Consider the following 18,684-nt stretch of genomic DNA (forward strand, 5'->3'; position numbering starts at 1 on the left):
TTATGAGCTTCCGGAACCAAAGCCCACGAATCCGGGTTGATGAAGCCTCACCTGTCCGGCGTTAGCATCGAGTACCCATCTATGAACGACAGCACCACACTTTCCCGCCGCAGCTTTTTGCTCGGCTCGGCGGGTCTGGCCGGCCTGACGCTGGCCGGTTGCGCGAGCACCGCGCAGCAGCCAATCGAACCGATCATTTCCGACTATTACCTGCAGATGTACGGCGCGCGGCCGGACGAGCAGTTCCCAATCCCGGCCGTCGACCTGCGCGCCATGGATCCCAATTTCTGGCGCACCTCGGTGGCCGATCCGACGGGCGAGCGGCCCGGCACGATCGTGGTCAACACCTCGCAGCGCTACCTCTACCTCGTGGGCGACAATGGCACAGCCATGCGTTACGGCGTGGGCATCGGCCGCGACGGCTTCTCGTGGTCGGGGCGCGCCGAGATTGCGGCCAAGAAGAAGTGGCCGACCTGGACGCCGCCCGCCGAGATGATCGCGCGCCAGCCCGAGATCGAGCCCTATCGCAACGGCATGCCGCCAAGCCTCGAGAACCCGCTGGGCTCACGCGCCATGTATCTCTACCAGAATGGGCGTGACACGCTTTACCGGCTGCACGGCACCAACGATCCGCGCACGATCGGTCAGGCCGTTTCGAGCGGCTGCGTGCGCCTGATCAACCAGGACATCATCGACCTCTACCAGCGCGTGCCCACCGGCACGCCGGTCGTGGTCGTCTAAACGGCTATCACCGGGCGGCGTTCGCGCCGCTCGGAACCCCCAAGGCCTGCACGCATTATCCTTCCTGGACTGCTATGGAGGGACGAATGGCTTTCGACTATCTGGCGCTCGGTCCACGGGACCTCGACCGCTTCACGCCCATGCAGGTAGCCCACCACCCCCACCTTTCGCGCGGCGAGAAGCTCGAGCTTCTCGAAGATCTCAAGGCTGTCGCCACCGGCGCGGCTGAGAGCGATGATTTCGGTTTCCCACCAGAGGAGATCGACGCGGCCATCTGCGACATCACCGGCGAGCCGCTGCCCAGGAAGGGGGTGCAGTGATGCCAATCACCCGCGAAGCCCCACCAGAAGCGCCTTCGCCCGAGGTGGCCAAGGTCGATTATCTCGTCGACGAGAACGGCGCGCCGGTCGAACTCGATGAGGACGAAGGGCTGCGTATCACCCATGATGCGGACCAGACGGTCGGCGCGGCCGGGCCGACCAACGCCATGCGCTACGTGCTCTTCGGCGTGGCGGTGATGGCCGTGGTGCTCATCGTCATGCAGATCGTTTCGAGCCAACCCGGCTAGGCTTGAAGGCCGTCGCGATCGGCTGCACTATTGGTGCGCATACCAAGCTGGAGGACGATCTTGGCCAAGGCCCCGACATCCAAGCCTGCCACTCCCCGCAAGACCGCGACGCGCAAGGCGCCGGCTGAAAAGCTGGTCGTCGAACCTGGCGTCGAGAGAGTGGATTTCCTCGTCGACGAAGAGGGCGACGTCGTCGACCTGCCGGAGTCCGAGGCTCCGGAAATCGAAGAAGAAATCGAGGAGGCAGTGGAATCGACGTCCCCGTCTGCCTGGTTCGGCTGGGGCATATTCGCGCTCGGCGGCATCATCGCCATTCTCGGCCTGCTGCAGGCCATATCCCGAGCGACTTCGGGCTGAAGCCCGCGGAACCAACTGGTTCCGCGGACCCCAAAAATCGAGGGTCAGCCGCGCGTGATCGGCGTGAGCTGGATTTCGACGCGACGGTTCTGCGAACGGCCGTTCTCGGTGGCGTTCGAGGCAATCGGGTCGGCTTCGCCGCGGCCTTCGATATAGAAGCGGCGCTGTTCGATGCCCTGGTTGGAGAGCGTGGTCGCCACCGCGATGGCGCGACGGTTCGAGAGGTTGAGGTTGTAGTTGTCGTCGCCGGTGGAGTCCGTGTAGCCGAAGACGTTGACCATGGTCATGTTGTACTTCTGGAGCACCAGGCCGACCGAGACGAGCGTCTGGTTGAACTGCGGACGGATGGTCGCCTTGTCGACATCGAAGGTGATGTTGGACGGCATGTTGAGGACGATCTCATTGCCCACGCGGGTCACCGACACGCCGGTGCCGCGCAGCTGCGCGCGCAGCTCGGCTTCCTGCTGATCCATGTAGGAGCCGATGCCGGCGCCAGCCAGGCCGCCGACGCCAGCGCCGATCAGGGCGCCCACGGCGGCATCACCGCCCGTCGCCGCGCCGATGACGGCACCTGCAACCGCGCCACCGCCGGCACCGAGCAGCGCGCCGCCCGTGGTCTTGTTCAGTTCGCTCTGTCCCGTATAGGGATTGGTGGTGGTGCAGGCGCTCAGCGCCAGGGCGGCCAGCGCCGCCACGAGAAGCTTCGATTTCATCAACGATTTGTCCCCAATTTGGTGGCCCGTTCTTAACACTGAATACGGCAGCAGAGTGTCAGAATGGTTCTCAACCGTGGGCCCAGCCGCCATCGACGATAAAATCCTGCGCCGAGATCATGCGGCTGTCGTCCGCGGCGAGGAAAAGCGCCATGCGTGCCACGTCCTCGGCATAAACGCGGCCGGCCAGGGTCTGGCTTTCATCGATCTGCCGGTTGGCGGCGTCATCCACCCAATGGGTCAATTGTCGCTCCGTCATGATCCAGCCGGGCACCAGGGTGTTGACGCGGATATTGCTCTTGCCCAGCTCGCGCGCCATCGACCGGCTGAGGCCGTGAGCGGCGGCCTTGGCGGTTTCATAGACCGGGATCTTGGGGCTCATGATCATCCAGCTGATCGAGCCGAAATTGATGATTGAGCCGCCACCTGCCTTGATCATGCCGGGCGCGACCGCCTGGATGGCGAAGAAGGCGTGCTTGAGGTTCACCGCGATGCGGTTGTCCCAGTATTCGGGCGTCATCTCGGACCATTCATGACGCTGGTCGTGCGCGGCGTTGTTGACCAGCGCGAGGGCGTCGCCATGGAGGCTGGAGAAGCCGGCAATGGCAGCCTGGTAATCGGCGATGTCGGTGACGTCGCAATGGGCGAAGCTGACTGTGGCACCCGCAGCGCCTAGCTCGGCCGCCAGCGCTTCGCCCTGCTCACGGGCGATATCAACGAAACCCACCTTGGCGCCCTGCCCGGCGAATTCACGCACAAGCGAAGCCCCGATCCCCGATGCGCCACCGGAAATGACGACGGGCCGGCCCTCAAGGCTGGGATAATTGGCGTAAGCGGTCATGCTGCTCCCCTCTTTCGCATGCGCGTTCGGTGGTAGCGTAGAGGGGGATGGCCGACAAGGGCGGGACTTGCTTCCTGTCACCGCTTCCGCGTCGGCGTAAAAGCTTCTAGTATGGCAGATACCGCAGGCCTTCCCTGCGCTGCCAGACTCAACTCACGAACAGCTATGGACCGGTGGTGCCCGACGGCATGGCGCCGGCTTGAGGGAGATTTCCATGGAGTACCGCAAACTCGGCAACAGCGGCACGGTCGTTACATCCTATTGCCTGGGGACCATGACGTTCGGACAGGAGACGGACGAAGCGACGTCGCATCTCATCATGGATGACTACATCAAGGCGGGCGGTAATTTCATCGATACGGCAAACGTCTATAGCGCCGGCGTTTCCGAGGAGATCGTGGGCCGCTGGCTCAAGGCCCGGCCGAGCGAAGCGCGGCAGGTGGTGGTAGCGACCAAGGGGCGGTTTCCGATGGGCGCCGGGCCGAACGATCTCGGGCTCTCGCGGACCAATCTCAATCGGGCACTCAACGATTCCCTGCGCCGGCTGGGGGTCGAGCAGATCGACCTCTACCAGATGCACGCCTGGGACGCGGTAACGCCCATCGAGGAGACGCTGCGCTTTCTCGACGATGCGGTGAGCGCGGGCAAGATCGCCTATTACGGCTTCTCCAACTACCTGGGCTGGCAGGTGACCAAGGCAGTCCACGTCGCCAGGGCCAATCACTGGACGGCGCCGGTTACGCTGCAGCCGCAATACAACCTTCTCGTCCGCGATATCGAGCATGAGATCGTGCCGGCGTGCCAGGATGCGGGCATGGGATTGCTGCCGTGGTCGCCGCTGGGCGGCGGCTGGCTGGCCGGCAAGTATCAGCGCGACGTGATGCCGAGCGGCGCGACGCGGTTGGGCGAGAACCCCAATCGCGGCATGGAATCCTATGGGCCGCGCAATGCGCAGGAACGGACCTGGCAGATCATCGACATGGTAGCCGAGATCGCCAAGGAACGCGGCGTAAGCGCGGCGCAGGTAGCGCTGGCCTGGGTGGCGGCGCGACCGGCGGTGACGGCAGTGATCCTTGGAGCGCGGACACGCGAGCAGCTTGCGGACAATCTGGGTGCGGTAGCGGTGACGCTTTCGACCGAGGAGATGGAGCGGCTCAACCGCGTGAGCGCACCGGCAATGGCCGATTATCCCTATGGCGAGCGCGGGGTGAACCAGCGGCACCGCAAGATGGACGGCGGTCGCTAGCCGGAAAGATCGAGGGGCGCGCGGCGCCCCTCGTCACTATCAGTGGTGGCCGCCGGAAAGCTGGCGGAGTTCCTCGACCGAGCGCACGCGCTTGCGGGCAGCGCCTTCCCAATCGAGGGTCTTGACCGTGCCCTTGGCCAGCCGCTCCCTGGCGGCGGGGACGGCATCGGCATATTGAGGCAGCCATTGCGCCTGGGCGACAACCATTTCGTCGACCATCTGCCAGACTTCGTCTGGCGTGCATATGGCGCCGACCAGCGGATCGTGCAGCACGGCCAGCTTGAGCAGATCAATATCGCCGGTGACCGCAGCCTTCACCGACATGCGCTGCACCGAGATCGAAACCGAGCAGGTGGCGGCGCAGGCCATCGGCAGGGTCTGGCCCTCGACCATGTTGATACCGAAACGATCGACGAAGCCTGGGCTTTCGATGATGGCGTCAGCGGGCAGGTTGGTGATGATGCCGTTGTTGCGGACGTTGAAATGGCCGCGATAGACGCGCCCGGTCTCGATAGCCTCGATGATGTGGCTGGCATGCTCGCTGGTGCGCTTGTGCTGGGCGAGCGGCTTGGCAGCCTCTTCGAGGAATTTCGGGAAGTCAGTCTCGAACCAGTTGCGGCGCTCGGTCGAGTAGCGGAGGTAGCCGCCGGTCTCGCCGTGGATCCAGTCGCTCATGTCGATCCACTTGCCGATTTCCTCCGGCCGCTTGCGATACCAGGGCAGGTATTCGGAAAGATGCCCGTTGGACTCGGTGGAGTAGACGCCGAAGCGCTTGAGGACGTCGATGCGCACCTTTTCCTGCTTGGAATAGACGGGGTGGCGCTCGAAGGCGGCGATCAGTTCGTCCTTCTCGACCTTGCGACCCTTGGCGCGGATATCGATGTACCAGGTCTGGTGGTTGATGCCCGAGCAGACGTAGTCCAGTTCGCTGTCGGTGATGCCGAGCACCTGCGCGATCTGGTGAGCGCCGTGCTGCACGCCATGGCAGAGGCCGACGGTGTTGACGCCACCATATTCGAGCGCCGCCCAGGTGTTCATGGCCATGGGGTTGGCATAGTTGAGGAAGAGCGCGCCCGGCTCGGCGACCTCGCGGATATCCTTGCAGAAATCGAGGATGACCGGGATGTTGCGCTGGCCATAGAGGATGCCGCCGGCGCAGATGGTGTCGCCCACGCACTGGTCGACGCCGTATTTGAGCGGGATGTTGACGTCGGTGGCGAAGGCTTCGAGCCCGCCCACGCGCACGCAGCTCATGATGTAGCGGGCGCCAGCCAGCGCCTCGCGACGATCGGTGGTGGCGGTGACCTTGGCAGGCAGCTTGTTGACCGCCACGATCTTCTCGATGATCTGCCGGATCATGTCGAGGTTGTGGGCGTTGATATCGGTCAGCGCGAATTCGACACCCTCGAATTCGGGGACCTTGAGCAGGTCCGAGATCAGGGTCTTGGTGAACCCGACCGAACCGGCGCCAATGATTGCCACCTTGAATGACATGCTGTTCTCCTCGCCTGAGGGGCGCCATCGGCGCCACCGTCTCTTGCCGGATTTTCTAGCCTCCCCGCGCGATGGCGTGTAGAGAAAGTTCGTGCGACAGCGGGTGATTTTGTGCTCTCAGACCTCATCGACCACGGCCACATGGTGCGCAGCTTCCTGCTGCCCAAGGGACCGGTGAACCTCCATTGCATGCCAGGCGGCGCGGGGCTGGAGCAGCGCGAGAACGAGGCCTATTCCTGGGATGGGCTCAAGCGCGGGCCGGATCCGTTCATGGTTATCCAGCACACGATTGCCGGGCGCGGGCAGCTCGATTTCGCCGATAGCCATCATGTGCTGGGGCCGGGCGAAACCATGGTGCTGACCTTTCCCCATGCCAACCGCTACTGGTTGGCCAGGGGCGACAGCTGGGAATATTTCTGGATCGTGCTCAATGGTCGCGAGGCGCTGCGCGTGGCACGGGCGGTGATCGACAGCGCCGGGCCGGTGCTGCACCTGCCGGCGAGCGCCGTCGACCGGCTGGCCGCGGCGTGCCTCATGCTGGTCAAGGGTGAGAACATGCTGCCGGGCGAGGCGTCGGCGGCCGCCTATGCCGCGGTAATGGCGCTGCAGGATGGGGTGTTCGGTGCACAGGCGGCGGGCGCGGAAGCCGTGCCGCAGGCGGTACAGCGAGCGCGGCACTATATCGAGGCACACCTGGCCGAACCGGTGAACGTGGACCGGATGGCGCGGGCCGCGCAGGTGAGCCGGGCGCATTTCGTGCGGCAATTCACCAAGGCCGTGGGAATGCCGCCGTCGGACTTCGTGTTCGAGCAGCGGATGGAGCGGGCGTCGCGGCTGCTGCTGGCGACAGATGGCGCCGTGGGCGCCATCGCAAGGGCCTGCGGGTTTCCGGACGCGAACTATTTCGCCAAGGCGTTCCGCCGGCACTACGGCCTGAGCCCTTCAGGGTATCGGGCGGCGGGAGCGACGTTGTTGCCGAGGCGCGGGGCGGAGGTCAGCTAGACCGACCGCGCCAACGTTAAAATGCCTGAGCCCGCTTCCCCGACGGAGGCCGGGGAAGAGAGATTGGGGATGGCCGCGTCTACGCCGCCGAGGTCCGGAACCGGCTTACGCGATGAACAAGCTCATCGACCTGATTGGCGAGGCTCCGGCTGGCTTCGCTCGAACGATCGACGAAGCCGGCGTTTTCTTCGGTCAGCCGCTCCATGTCGATGATGGCGGCGTTGATCTGGTTGATGGCGCTGGCCTGTTGCGTGGCGGCCTCGGCGACATTGCCGACCTGGCGCGAAATCTCGGCGACCTGACCGACGATGGCGTTGAAGGCATCGCCCGTGCGGTTGACCAGCGAGACGCCGCCTTCGACGGACGTCTCGGAATCCTTGATCAGCATGCCGACATCCTTGGCCGCCTGCGCACTGCGCTGGGCCAGGGCCCGCACTTCCGTAGCTACCACGGCAAAGCCCTTGCCGGCTTCCCCGGCGCGTGCCGCTTCGACGGCCGCGTTAAGGGCGAGAAGGTTGGTCTGGAACGCAATCTCGTCGATGACCGAGATGATGCGCGAGATCTTTGCGGAGGATTGCTCGATCTGGCCCATGGCCTCGACGGCGCCCTTGACCACCGAACCGCCCTGGACGGCGGCCTTGTCGGCCTCGAGAGCCACGCCACTAGCTGCGGTGGTGCCTTCGGCGGTCTTGTTGATGGAGGCGGTGACGCCATCAAGCGCGGCGACGGACTGCTCGATGGCAGCGGCCTGGCGCGTCATGCGGTCGGAAATATCCTGCGCGGCTTCGGCGACAGCGCCGGCATTGGAACCGATGAGGTCGGTGGCCGAACCGATGGCCGAGATGGTCTTGTCGATGCTCTCGATGGCGAAGTTGAAATCGTCACGAAGCTTGTTGAGCGCGCCGTCGAACTCATCCTCGATGCGCACCGAGACGTCGCCGCGGGCGAGTTGGGCCAGGGCCGTGCCCATCGCGTCGATGACGCGCTGCTGGCGCTCGGCGGCCTTGCGCTCCTTCTCCTCGGCATCGGCGCGGAGCTTTTCGAAATAGGTGGTGACCGCGATATCGACATCGACCATCACGGCCTTGAAGAGATCGGCGAAATGGGCGCCCAGCACATCGGCATCGGCAACCAGTTCCTGGGGCTTGCGCTTGCGTGCGGTCGGAGCCTGGCGCTCCATCCAGTCATGCATCACGCCCTTGACCACGGTCTCGACGATCAGCGCATAGCCACCGACATACCAGCTCGGCTCAAGGCCGATGCGGGCGTGGCGCTGGCCGATGGCGTTGCTGGAGGCGGCGTAGTTATCGTCGAACCGGCCGGCGGCGATCGACTGCCAATGATTGGACTGCGCATTCTGGGCGCGCGACATCTGCTCTTCATTGCCGAAGAAGCGGGCGACGTCGGGCGTGCGACGGATGATGCCGTAGAAGCGATCGAGCGCAGGGCCGAGATGCTTCAGGACGGTGGGTGCCAGAGCCTCCATGCGGGCCGAGGCAGCAGCGTCGAACCCCACGAAATTCAGCCGCTGTTCTAGGCTCTTTGCCCTGGCGACGGTCGTCATGAAAATCTCTCCTGGATTTACGTCGCCCATCCATGGCTTTGGGTTGGTTAATTATCGGTTTGCCAATGTGTTGAAGAGGATGTGCGCTTTGTCGCAGCCAGGGGCAAAATTGCGTTCGGCGGTTGGATTTTGGAAAACCGCGCCTTAATATGGCTCTAAACTAGATGGGTCGCGCGCCGCAGCGCCCTACGCGGCGAAGTGACCTATCTGTCTGCTGCACGACCAGGAATAAGGTCGCCGGCAACCAAAAGCAGCCGGGCATTTCCCGGCCCTTCCATTGGGCAGACTGAAGGTTGAAATCATGGATTATCGCGGCATTTTCGAGGATGCGCTCGACGCCCTTCGGCAGGAAAAGCGCTACCGTGTGTTTGCAGACCTCGAGCGCGTCGCCGGCCATTTTCCCAAGGCCATCTTTCGCGACGATTCGGACAATGCCCGCGAAATAACCATCTGGTGCTCGAACGACTATCTGGGCATGGGGCAACATCCCAAGGTGGTCAGCGCAATGCAGGAAACCGCCGGCAAACTCGGCGCAGGCGCGGGCGGCACCCGCAACATTTCGGGCACCAACCGCCCGCTGGTCGAGCTGGAGCGTTCGCTCGCCGACCTTCACCGCAAGGAATCGGCACTGGTCTTCACCTCGGGCTTCGTTTCGAACGAAGCGGCGATCTCCACCATTGCCCGGCTCATGCCCGATTGCATCATCTTCTCGGACCAGCTCAACCACGCCTCGATGATCCAGGGCGTGCGCCAGTCGGGCATGGAAAAGAAGATCTTCCGGCACAACGACATCGCGCATCTGCGCGAATTGCTGGCGGCAGTCGATCGCAAGCGACCGAAGCTCATCGTCTTCGAATCCGTCTACTCGATGGATGGCGACATCGCCCCGATCGAGCAGATCGCGGACCTGGCCGAGGAATTCGGCGCCCTCACCTATATCGATGAAGTGCATGCCGTGGGTCTTTACGGCGAGCGCGGCGGCGGCATCACGGACCGTGACAAGCTCACCCATCGCATCGACATCATCGAAGGCACGCTGGCCAAGGGCTTTGGCGTGATGGGCGGCTATATCGCGGCCAACAAGTCGATCGTGGATGCTGTGCGCTCCTACGCGCCCGAATTCATCTTCACCACCGCCCTGCCCCCGTCGCTCTGCGCGGCGGCCCGCGCTTCGATCGAGCACCTCAAGGCTTCCCAGGTCGAGCGCGCCGGCCAGCAGCGCCAGGTGCAGCTCACCAAGGAAATCCTCACCGAGGCCGGCCTGCCGGTGATGGCGACCGATACGCATATCGTGCCGCTGATCGTGGGCGATGCGCGCCTCTGCAAGGCGGCCAGCGACCTGCTGCTCGAAAAGCACAACATCTACATCCAGCCGATCAACTACCCGACGGTTCCCAAGGGCACCGAGCGCCTCCGCATCACGCCGACGCCGATGCATACCGACGAGATGATCTTCGAACTGCGCCATGCTCTGGTGAGCGTCTGGGCCCAGCTCGAACTCCCCCGCGAACGCGCCCCGGCGGCGCTCACGGCCAGCAAGCTGACAAGCGGCGACCTGACGCTGCCGACCATCGGCGGCTAACGGAAAGAGAAAAAGGGCGCCTCTGGCGCCCTTCTTGTTTCAGGCCCCAGCGCCGAAGTCCAAATTGGTTGGACGTGGTGGACGGGTGCCGTAAATCGAAGTCGGATCTATATCCGGGCCGACAGGCTCGAGTGCGAAGCCCCTTGCCCAGCAACGCCCAAGGCCTTCGAGAAAGAAGCCGAAATGCAAGCTGGTGGCGTCTTCGGGCACATCCAGAACGACGCATCGGTCAGTCCAGCCGTTAGTACCCCTGAGGGCGCCATCGCGGGGTCGATTGACCATGTTGTCGAACCTGAGGACCTGCCCCGGCGCTCGATCAACTCGCATCCAGATCGTCGCGAGATCTACTGCTTCGGTCTTGAGGCTGGCGCTGAGGCGCAGACGTTTGCCGCGATAGTCGTCGGCGTCCACGCTTTGCATGAGGACGGCGATTTCCCCGCCCTGCAAATCGATGCTGTCTTCGCGCCCGGGCCTGCTTTCGATAAGCGCGGCGCTCCTCTCGGCTGGGTCCATGCCAAGTCGGTAATTGGCGAGATTCGTGCGGGGGGCGACGATCCAGCCAAGGGGAATGAGCAATTCGCCCTCGCTGTCCGCGGGCTCGATACGTGCAGAAAGCATATTCCAGTCTGCGAAGTTGAACTGTCGCGCCACCAGTTCGAGACAATCGCTGTGAGACAGTACCATCCCCCGCTCGGCCAAGGCCGCGCGCAGGTGTTTAGCCATGAGTTTGGCATCACGGAACGTGTACATGACATATTCCCTCTGGGCGAAAACTGGTCAGTGCTCGCATTGCTGACGGCTCGCCCGTGAGAAATGTCCACAGTTTCCCTGGTGCAATTCACCAACCCTCAAAGGGCGCGAGCGGCAGGCTGCACTAACCTGCCGCTATTGGGCCAAAGCCTGGTTGGATTGTCAACGCGCCTTCGTTCAACTCGTCAGCACGATCCGCAGCAGGTCCGCGGTGTTGCGGGCGCCGAGTTTTTCCATGACGCGGGCGCGGTGGACTTCGATGGTGCGGGGGGAGATGCCCAGTTCGCGGCCGGCTTCCTTGTTGGACTGGCCGTTGGTGATGAGCTGGAGCACTTCGCGTTCGCGCGGGGTGAGTTGGGAAAAACCACGCACCTCTACCGGACGGTATCCGCCCGTAGCCGCGCCCAGGTGCACGTCGCGCCGCAGCACGTCGCGGACCGAGCGGATGAAGCGCTCGGTGTCGATAGGCATGGTGATGACGTCGGCCGCGCCGGCCTTCATCGCACGCACCGCCTGATCGACCTGGTTCTCCTCGGCCAGCATGAAGACCGGCACGCCGGTGCGCAGCGATTTGATGCGCTTGAGCAGTTGCAGGCCATCATCGGCGCCGACACGCAGGTTGAGCACCACGACATCGGGCCGGCGCCGCTCGATGGCGGCGAAGAAGCTGGCCGGGTCCATCGAGAACATGGTCTGGAAACCCTCGAGCCGGAACAGGATGCTCAGCGCCTCGCAGGTCGAGGGGTCGGTATCCAGGATATGGACCAGGCGGTCCCGGTTCAGGAATGAGTGGTAATAGACTTCGTCGCTCACAGTATCCTCTCCCCAAATTGAAGGAACGGCTCGACTCGGCACTCGATGCGGCATTCGCCCTACTCGCGGCCCGCTGCCACTAAGCCCCCTAGGTGAATCGCTCCCGTAGCTTGCGCTAGGTACTTGCCTGCGTAAGCTCGCTCGAACACCTAGGACAAAATACCTATCACCTGTCGCAACGTCCGACCATCGGCAGAAATACGGATAATATTCCTATCAACAGGAAACGAAAAAGGCGGACGCGAGGCGCCCGCCCTTTTGCGAATGGGTCCTGCGTCAGGCGCGCGGAGCGCCCTGGGCCTTGATGGCGTCGCGGATTTCGGTGAGCAGCACTTCTTCCTTGCTGGGAGCAGCAGGGGCCGCAGCCTCTTCCTTCTTTTCCTCGCGCTTGAGCGAGTTGATGCCCTTGACCACCAGGAAGAGCACGAAGGCGATGATGATGAACTTCACCACCGCATTGATGAAGAGCCCGATATTGAGCGTGGCCACGCCGGCGGCGCGCGCCGCGGCCAACGAGGGGACCGGGATGTTGTTGGGGTTGTTGAGGACGACGAAGAGGTTGGAGAAGTCGATGCCGTTGAGCACCAGGCCAATGATCGGCATGAAAATGTCGTCGACGATCGACGACACGATGGTGCCGAAAGCGGCACCGATGATCACGCCGATGGCGAGATCGATGGCGTTGCCCTTGATTGCAAAGTCCCGAAATTCCTTGAACATGCTGCCTCGCGAGTGATTGCTGCCGGTGCGGGCCGACCCGCCCGCTCTATGCGCCCAGTGCGCATCCATCATTTTCAGATTCTCGTAATTTTATGAACTTTGCAACGGCCAATGCAGGGAGAGCCTTGTTCGTCTTGGACTTTCGGCGAACTTGCCGCGCAATCGATGGAGGTCAATACTGCGCGGTCAGATGAAAGTTACTACCAAGACCATGAGCGAAACTGCGTTCGATGCCGAAGCCAGCCTGAAGCTGGCGATTGGCTACATCCCTACAGGTTTGGCGGTGTTCGACCGCGACCTTTCGCTCGTCACGTCCAATGCCCAGTATCGCGAATTGCTGGATCTGCCCGAGCACCTGATCGCGCCCGGCGTGCCGCTCTATACGATCGCGCTTTACCTGGCGCGGCGGGGCGACCTGGGCGTGGGCGAGCCGACGCGGCTGGCGGCGCTGAGGCTGGGCGAGCTCACCAGCAACGAGACCAATGTCAGCCAGCGCCCGGGCCAGGAAGGCAAGACGCTGGAATTCCATTCGAGCCGTACGCCCGATGGCGGGCTGGTGATCACGTTCTTCGACGTTACCGCGCGGGTCAAGGCTGAGCGCGAGCTCGAGCGGATGAACCTGTCGCTCGAAGGTCGGGTCGAGGAGCGGACGGCGGCGCTGACGCAGGTGAATTCGGAACTCGAGGTCGCGCGAGCCAAGGCCGATGCCGCCAATCTCGACAAGACGCGGTTCCTCGCGGCGGCGAGCCACGACCTGCTGCAGCCGCTCAATGCGGCGCGGCTCTATACGGCGACGCTGATCGAGCGAGCGGGTGAAGGCGAGACGGCATCGCTGGCGCATTCGATCGAAGCCTCGCTCAACGCGGTCGAGGAGATCATGTCGGCCCTGCTCGACATATCGCGGATCGATAGCGGTGCGGTGAAACCGGTTCCTGCCCCGTTCAACGTGCGCGACCTCATGCGCAAGATCGAGGTGGAGTTCCAGCCGCTGGCGCAGGAGAAGGACATCAAGCTCAAACTGGTCGGCTCATCGCTGACGGTGGTTTCGGACCGGCAGCTCGTGGCGCGTATCATCCAGAACCTCGTATCGAATGCCATCAAGTACACGCGGCCAGGCGGAAAGGTGCTGGTTGGCTGTCGGCGGCGCGGGGCGCGGGTGCGGCTCGACATCATCGATACCGGCATCGGCTTCAACAAGGACCAGCATGCGCTGGTCTTTGCCGAGTTCTCGCGGCTCGAACAGGGTGCGCGGATGGCGCAGGGCCTTGGGCTGGGCCTCTCGATCGTGCAGCGGCTGGTGGCGACGCTCGGCGTGTCGCTGGAGCTGGACAGCGCCGAGGGCAAGGGGTCGCGGTTCTCGCTCTACCTGCCGCAAAGCCGCACGGTGCGTGCTTTGCCCGAGGGCGACCGGCGGATGGCGACCAATACCGGCGGCACGCTCAACCTGCGGGTGCTGTGCGTGGACAACGAGCGGGCAATCCTCGACGCCATGGAAGGGCTGCTGCGCGGCTGGGGGTGCGACGTGCGCACGGCGCGCTCGCTCAAGGACATTTCGCGCGATGGGCTGCTGGAAGGCTGGATGCCCGACATGGTGCTGATGGACTATCACCTCGACCAGACGTCGGGCCTCGATGCCATCGAGTGGCTACGCCACAATGTGGGCGGGCACCTGCCGGCAGCGCTGGTGACGGCGGATCGCAGCCCGGCCGTGCGGACGCTGGCGGAGGATCGCGGAATTGCTGTCATCACCAAGCCGGTGAAACCGGCGGCGCTGCGGGCGACGATTGCGGGCCTTGCCGGCCAGCGCGGGCGTCAGGCGGATTCGCGTCCGGCGAGCAGCGCTTCGAACTGACCTTCCTCGATGCGCGAGGCGGCGATGACCGCCTGGGTGCGACTATCGACATTGAGCTTCTGCAGGATGGCAGAGACATGCGCCTTGACGGTAGCCTCGGAGATCGAGAGCTCGTAGGCGATCTGCTTGTTCATCAGGCCATCGCTGAGCATCATCAGCACGCGAACCTGCTGCGGGGTGAGGCTGGCGAGGCGGCGCATCAGCTCGGACTGGTCGTCCGGCTGGCTGAGCTCGATGCCTTCAGGCGCGGCGACGCCGCCGGCCAGCACGGTTTCGATGGCGCGGCGGATTTCGGCAGGGCCCACGGACTTCTGCAGGTAGCCGGCGGCACCCAGCTCGAAGGCGCGGCGGACGACCGTGGCATCTTCCACGGCCGAGATGATCATCACCGGGACATCGGGGTATTGTGCGCGCAGCAGCAGCAGGCCGGAAAAGCCGCGGACGCCGGGCATGTTGAGATCGAGGAGCACGAGATCGCATTCGCGATCGGCTTCGAGTGTGGCGGCAAGCCCCTCGAGATCGCCCGCCTCGGAAACGGAATACAACGAGCCGTCGCCCGCAAGGGTCTGGCGCAGAGCCGCCCGGAACAGGGGATGATCGTCGACAATGATGATGCGGCGGGGGGACATCGGCCTAACGCCCTTACGCTGACTATTCGTGGGGCCTTTAACCTATCAATCAAGGCCAAACAAGGTTCACACCGCTTCGGGTGCCTGCGGCATATCGAAGGTTAAGCAAATTTACCATGCTGTTGCCGAATGCACCTCGACTTAACGGGTTGTTTACTATGTTTTTCCAAGAGTAAGCGGCAAACCTCCGCATGAGAATCGCGGGGGCATCAACTTTTCGGCTTGGGAACAACCTATGGCCCGCGCTCTTCCAGCCTCCGACCTCTCAGACCTTCGCGACACGCAGCCGGGAGAGTGGCAGGCGTTGCGCGGCGAGCTCGTGGCGCTACTCGACCGGGTCGAGAACCAATATGCCCGCGTCCGCACACCCGAGCCGGGTTACGACCAACTGGCCGAGCGGGTCCGCGACCTGCGCTACCGGGTGGGCGATCCTGATGACCGGCGGCACCGCGAGGCGCTGCGTTCGGTGCAGCGCGCGGTCGACCGGTTCAGCATCGAGCGCGAAGAGAGCGACGCGTTCGACATTCGCGACCAGCGCCGCAATCCGCAGCATGTGCTGCAATCGGCGATCAACGAAATCCGCGTGCGGCACGGCAGCCCGGCTGTCGCGGCGCCGCGCAATGCGGGCGAGATCGAAAGCCTGGCCCATTCGGTGACGGGGCTTTCCTCCCGGCTCGAGCGGCTGGAAGGCGAGTTGCGCACGCAGCGGGACAATGCCGGCGACGTCAAGGAAATCGGCGAGCAGGTCGCGCAGCTGACCCATGTGGTGGAACTGCTGGCGGGCGCGGTCGGCGAGACCGGGCAGGTCAAGCGGCTCGAAGCGCAGATAGCGGACCTGGCGACGACCATGTCGCAGCCGCAGGCGCCCGACCTTTCGGCGATGACCAAGCGCATCGACGACCTGGCCAAGACCGTCGAGCGGCTGGCCGATATCCAGATCCAGCATTTCGGCCACGAGGCCAAAGACGGTACGGCGCGCGCCGCGGCCTTCCAGAACGGCATGCAGGCGATCGAGGAGAGCGTCCGGTCGGTCTATGACCGGATCGACGCCATCGAGAAGACGCTGGCCATGCCCAATGCCGATGTCGAGCGGCTGACCGGGGAAATGGCCTCGTTCACCGAAGTGCTGCGGACCAGCGGCGCCGGCAATCCGGACGCCATGCTGCCGATCATCCAGGCGATCGAGGACCGCATTGCCGGCCTCGAAGGCAAGGATGGCGTGCTCGGCGGGCTCAAGGCCGATATCTCGGCGGTACGCCACAAGGTGCTGGAGGCGATGGAGCCCCGGTTCGCGGCGATCGAGATGCAGATCGAGGCGCTGAGCGGGCGCGTCGAGGATAGCCGATCGGAAGGCATCGGCCATATCGAGGCGCAGATCCGGCAGCTCGTGGCGCGGATGGACCAGACGGGCGAGCAGCTTTCCAACCTCGCCAAGCTCTATTCGCAGCAGGAAGAACGCTCCGCCCCCGATATCGAGGCGATGGCGGGCATCGTTGCGCGCAAGACGGCCGAGGCGATGGCCGGCAACACGGATGCCGGCGGGCTCGACGAAATCGAAAAGCGCATGTCTCGCCTCTTCAAGTCCTCGACCGGCACGGACCTGTCGGGCATGGAAGACGGCATCAAGCGCGTGGATGAGCGGCTTGACCGGCTCGAAGCGGCGCTGACGGCGCTCGGCAAGCCCGAAGCGCAGCCGGCCAAGGCCGAGAGCAAGGCGACGCCCCCTGCCCCGCCCCCGACACCGGCGGCGACGAGCCCGGAAAGCGAACTCATCGTTCCGGCGATGGCGCGCAAGCCTTCGGTACGCATTCCCGGCCCGCCGGAGCGGGACGACATGCCGAGCAACCCTTCCGAGGACCGGCCGCTGACCGATCCGGGCTTTGGCGATGCCAACCCGGTGCGAGCGGCGCTGGAAGAGAAGCGCTCGCCATCGGACAACATTCTCGCCCGCCTCGGCGCCGGCAAGCCGCGCATCGACGCGACGCCGGCCTTCGTGGATGCGGCCAGCATCGAGCGCCCGCCCAAGCCGGCTTCGAGCTTCGACGAGCAGCGCGAGGCCTTTGTCGAGCAGGCCGCGCCAGTGGCCGAGCCGGTAGTGGCGCCGGAGGTTCCGGTGCAGCCCGAGCCCGTGATGGCCAGCAGCCGCAGCACGTTCATCGAGGCGGCGCGGCGCGCCCAGCGCCAGAACGCGGCCAAGGTCGAGCCGGACAACAATTCGGTGATCGCCCGCGCCTTCGCCCGTTTCCAGAACAATGGCGCGGCAGCGGCGACGCAGCCGGCCGCGCCGGTTGCCGCTCCCGAGGACGACAAGCCGAGCAAGGCCGAGCTGCGCAAGGCGGAGAAGGCCGAGAAGGCTGCCGCGCGCAAGGCCAAGAAGGCGGAAGCCAAGGCCGAGCGCGAGCAGGAGCAGGAGCGGTTCTCCCCCGAGATCGAAGCGCTGCAGCCGCAGGGCAATTTCCTCAGCCGCAATCGTCGTCCGCTGCTGCTGGCGGCAGCGCTGGTGGCGGTTTCGGCGCTGGCGCTGAACCTCGTGGCGCAACGCCTGGCGCCGCAGCCGGGTGAGCAATCCTCGGCAACCGCAACACCGGAAGTGAAGCCGACGGCCGAGACGACCGGAGATGTCGCGCCGCTGGTGCTGCCCGAGGCCGACGGCAAGCCGATGGCCGTGGCCAAGCTGCCGGACAATCCGGCAATCGTGCCGACCCTCGATACGACCACGGTCGGCTCGATCAATCCGGCGGCGGCACTGAACTTTACCGCGCCGACGCAAGTGGCGGTCATTCCCGCCGCGCTCAAGGCGACGACGCTCACCAGCGAAGAGCTGGCGCCCGAACCGCTGGCCAGCCCGATCAAGGTCGAGCTGCCGCCCGAGGGTGTCGGCCCGCTCGAACTGCGCCAGGCCGCGGCCGATGGCGATGCGCGGTCGCAATTCGAGGTGGCGGCGATCCTCACCGAAGGTCGTGCCGTGACGCAGGACCTGACGGCGGCTGCCGTCTGGTACGAGCGCGCGGCAGCGCAGGGGTTCGTCCCGGCCGAATACCGGCTGGGCAGCCTCTATGAAGGCGGCAAGGGCGTGGCCAAGGACCTGGAGCAGGCACGGCTCTGGTACCAGCGCGCCGCCGAGGCCGGCAACCGCATGTCGATGCACAACCTCGCCGCGCTCTATGCCGGCGGGCAGTTGGGCAAGCAGGATTTCGCGGCGGCCTCCGAATGGTTCGAGCAGGCGGCGATGCGCGGGCTGACCGACAGCCAGTTCAACCTGGGCATGCTCTATGCGCGCGGCCTTGGCGTGCCGCAGAATCTCGAGACGTCGTACAAGTGGTTCTCGCTGGCGGCCGGCAATGGCGATGCGGATGCGGGCAAGGCGCGTGACGATATCGCCAAGTCGCTCGACGCCGCGACCGTAAGCCGGCTGGCGGCCGAGGTGGCCACCTGGAAGCCGCAGGCGATCGACCTGCCGGCCAACTTCGCGCCGATCGGCACGTGGACCGCCAAGTTCGATGCCGGGCAGACCATCACCGACCAGAAAATTGTCATGAAGGTGCAAGCGGTGCTTGCCAAGTTGGGCTACGATGTCGGCACGCCCGACGGCAAGGCCGGACCCAAGACCGGCGACGCCATCAAGGCATTCGAACTCGCCACCGGTATGAACGAGACGGGAGCGGTCAACCCCAGACTGCTCGCGGTGCTCGGCAGCCAGCCTGTGTAATTCGCAAGAAAAGGCAGGTCGGCGTTGACAGTTTGGTGAGGGGGCGCGTAAGCGTCCCCTTGCTCCTTATTTTGTCAAAAAGTGCGGCCCCGATAAGCACTTG

16 protein-coding genes and 1 pseudogene are annotated in these 18,684 nt (G+C 64.6%); 9 read left to right on the forward strand and 8 right to left on the reverse strand.

What is annotated here, in order from left to right:
- The first annotated feature begins 81 nt into the window (after window positions 1-81).
- From JNE37_RS03160 to JNE37_RS03175, 4 genes are all read left to right on the forward strand, one after another.
- Window positions 82-741, forward strand: a complete 660-nt coding sequence (locus JNE37_RS03160) for a L,D-transpeptidase family protein (RefSeq protein ID WP_035089804.1) — start codon at window positions 82-84, stop codon at window positions 739-741.
- An 86-nt stretch (window positions 742-827) separates the two neighbouring features.
- Complete coding sequence (locus tag JNE37_RS03165; protein ID WP_182398134.1) at window positions 828-1,061, forward strand: hypothetical protein; 234 nt, start codon at window positions 828-830, stop codon at window positions 1,059-1,061.
- Window positions 1,061-1,309 (forward strand): hypothetical protein, encoded by a 249-nt coding sequence (locus JNE37_RS03170; protein WP_203065280.1) that lies wholly within the window; start codon window positions 1,061-1,063, stop codon window positions 1,307-1,309. Before JNE37_RS03165 ends, JNE37_RS03170 begins: the two co-directional genes overlap by 1 nt.
- A gap of 60 nt (window positions 1,310-1,369) precedes the next feature.
- Window positions 1,370-1,666, forward strand: coding sequence for a hypothetical protein (locus JNE37_RS03175; protein WP_035031549.1), 297 nt, complete (start codon window positions 1,370-1,372; stop codon window positions 1,664-1,666).
- A gap of 44 nt (window positions 1,667-1,710) precedes the next feature.
- On the opposite strand, the gene JNE37_RS03180 is transcribed toward JNE37_RS03175, so the two are convergent.
- Window positions 1,711-2,379, reverse strand: a complete 669-nt coding sequence (locus JNE37_RS03180; RefSeq protein WP_035031545.1) for a YiaD family glycine zipper/OmpA-like lipoprotein — start codon at window positions 2,377-2,379, stop codon at window positions 1,711-1,713.
- 70 nt (window positions 2,380-2,449) lie between these two features.
- Window positions 2,450-3,220 carry an SDR family NAD(P)-dependent oxidoreductase gene (locus tag JNE37_RS03185; RefSeq protein ID WP_203065281.1) on the reverse strand — a complete coding sequence of 257 codons (771 nt, stop codon included), beginning with the start codon at window positions 3,218-3,220 and terminating at the stop codon, window positions 2,450-2,452.
- 214 nt (window positions 3,221-3,434) lie between these two features.
- Here JNE37_RS03185 and JNE37_RS03190 point away from each other — a divergent pair, with 214 nt between their 5' ends.
- On the forward strand, window positions 3,435-4,466 hold the full coding sequence (locus JNE37_RS03190) for an aldo/keto reductase (protein ID WP_203065282.1): 1,032 nt from the start codon (window positions 3,435-3,437) through the stop codon (window positions 4,464-4,466).
- 39 nt (window positions 4,467-4,505) lie between these two features.
- On the opposite strand, the gene melA is transcribed toward JNE37_RS03190, so the two are convergent.
- Window positions 4,506-5,960, reverse strand: coding sequence for an alpha-glucosidase/alpha-galactosidase (melA, locus tag JNE37_RS03195; protein WP_203065283.1), 1,455 nt, complete (start codon window positions 5,958-5,960; stop codon window positions 4,506-4,508).
- Between the two features lie 111 nt (window positions 5,961-6,071).
- Between melA and JNE37_RS03200 the strand changes: the two genes are divergently transcribed.
- Window positions 6,072-6,962 (forward strand): helix-turn-helix domain-containing protein, encoded by an 891-nt coding sequence (locus JNE37_RS03200; protein ID WP_203065284.1) that lies wholly within the window; start codon window positions 6,072-6,074, stop codon window positions 6,960-6,962.
- Between the two features lie 79 nt (window positions 6,963-7,041).
- Here the strand turns inward: JNE37_RS03200 and JNE37_RS03205 are convergent, their stop codons facing one another.
- The gene (locus JNE37_RS03205; RefSeq protein ID WP_203065285.1) at window positions 7,042-8,526 is read right to left on the reverse strand and encodes a methyl-accepting chemotaxis protein; all 1,485 of its coding nucleotides are present in this window, start codon (window positions 8,524-8,526) and stop codon (window positions 7,042-7,044) included.
- 301 nt (window positions 8,527-8,827) lie between these two features.
- On the opposite strand from JNE37_RS03205, the gene hemA reads away from it, so the two are divergent.
- Window positions 8,828-10,108, forward strand: a complete 1,281-nt coding sequence (gene hemA, locus JNE37_RS03210; protein ID WP_035031526.1) for a 5-aminolevulinate synthase — start codon at window positions 8,828-8,830, stop codon at window positions 10,106-10,108.
- A 591-nt stretch (window positions 10,109-10,699) separates the two neighbouring features.
- Here the strand turns inward: hemA and JNE37_RS22825 are convergent.
- From JNE37_RS22825 to mscL, 3 genes and pseudogenes are all read right to left on the reverse strand, one after another.
- A pseudogene (locus tag JNE37_RS22825) lies at window positions 10,700-10,858 on the reverse strand (glyoxalase superfamily protein); the annotation flags it as partial.
- 177 nt (window positions 10,859-11,035) lie between these two features.
- Window positions 11,036-11,671 carry a response regulator transcription factor gene (locus JNE37_RS03220; RefSeq protein WP_052015151.1) on the reverse strand — a complete coding sequence of 212 codons (636 nt, stop codon included), beginning with the start codon at window positions 11,669-11,671 and terminating at the stop codon, window positions 11,036-11,038.
- Between the two features lie 276 nt (window positions 11,672-11,947).
- Window positions 11,948-12,391 carry a large conductance mechanosensitive channel protein MscL gene (gene mscL / locus JNE37_RS03225; RefSeq protein ID WP_035031524.1) on the reverse strand — a complete coding sequence of 148 codons (444 nt, stop codon included), beginning with the start codon at window positions 12,389-12,391 and terminating at the stop codon, window positions 11,948-11,950.
- Window positions 12,392-12,581: 190 nt separating this feature from the next.
- On the opposite strand from mscL, the gene JNE37_RS03230 reads away from it, so the two are divergent.
- Complete coding sequence (locus tag JNE37_RS03230; protein ID WP_203065287.1) at window positions 12,582-14,243, forward strand: ATP-binding response regulator; 1,662 nt, start codon at window positions 12,582-12,584, stop codon at window positions 14,241-14,243.
- On the opposite strand, the gene JNE37_RS03235 is transcribed toward JNE37_RS03230, so the two are convergent.
- Window positions 14,204-14,872: a response regulator gene (locus JNE37_RS03235; protein WP_035031522.1), complete on the reverse strand. Its 669-nt coding sequence runs from the start codon at window positions 14,870-14,872 to the stop codon at window positions 14,204-14,206. The two genes, JNE37_RS03230 and JNE37_RS03235, sit on opposite strands and share 40 nt — an antisense overlap.
- Window positions 14,873-15,107: 235 nt before the next feature.
- On the opposite strand from JNE37_RS03235, the gene JNE37_RS03240 reads away from it, so the two are divergent.
- The gene (locus JNE37_RS03240) at window positions 15,108-18,581 is read left to right on the forward strand and encodes a peptidoglycan-binding protein (RefSeq protein ID WP_203065288.1); all 3,474 of its coding nucleotides are present in this window, start codon (window positions 15,108-15,110) and stop codon (window positions 18,579-18,581) included.
- The last annotated feature ends 103 nt before the right edge of the window (window positions 18,582-18,684 follow it).

The sequence above is a fragment of the Paradevosia shaoguanensis genome (assembly GCF_016801025.1).
GTDB classification, from domain to species: Bacteria; Pseudomonadota; Alphaproteobacteria; order Rhizobiales; family Devosiaceae; genus Paradevosia; species Paradevosia shaoguanensis.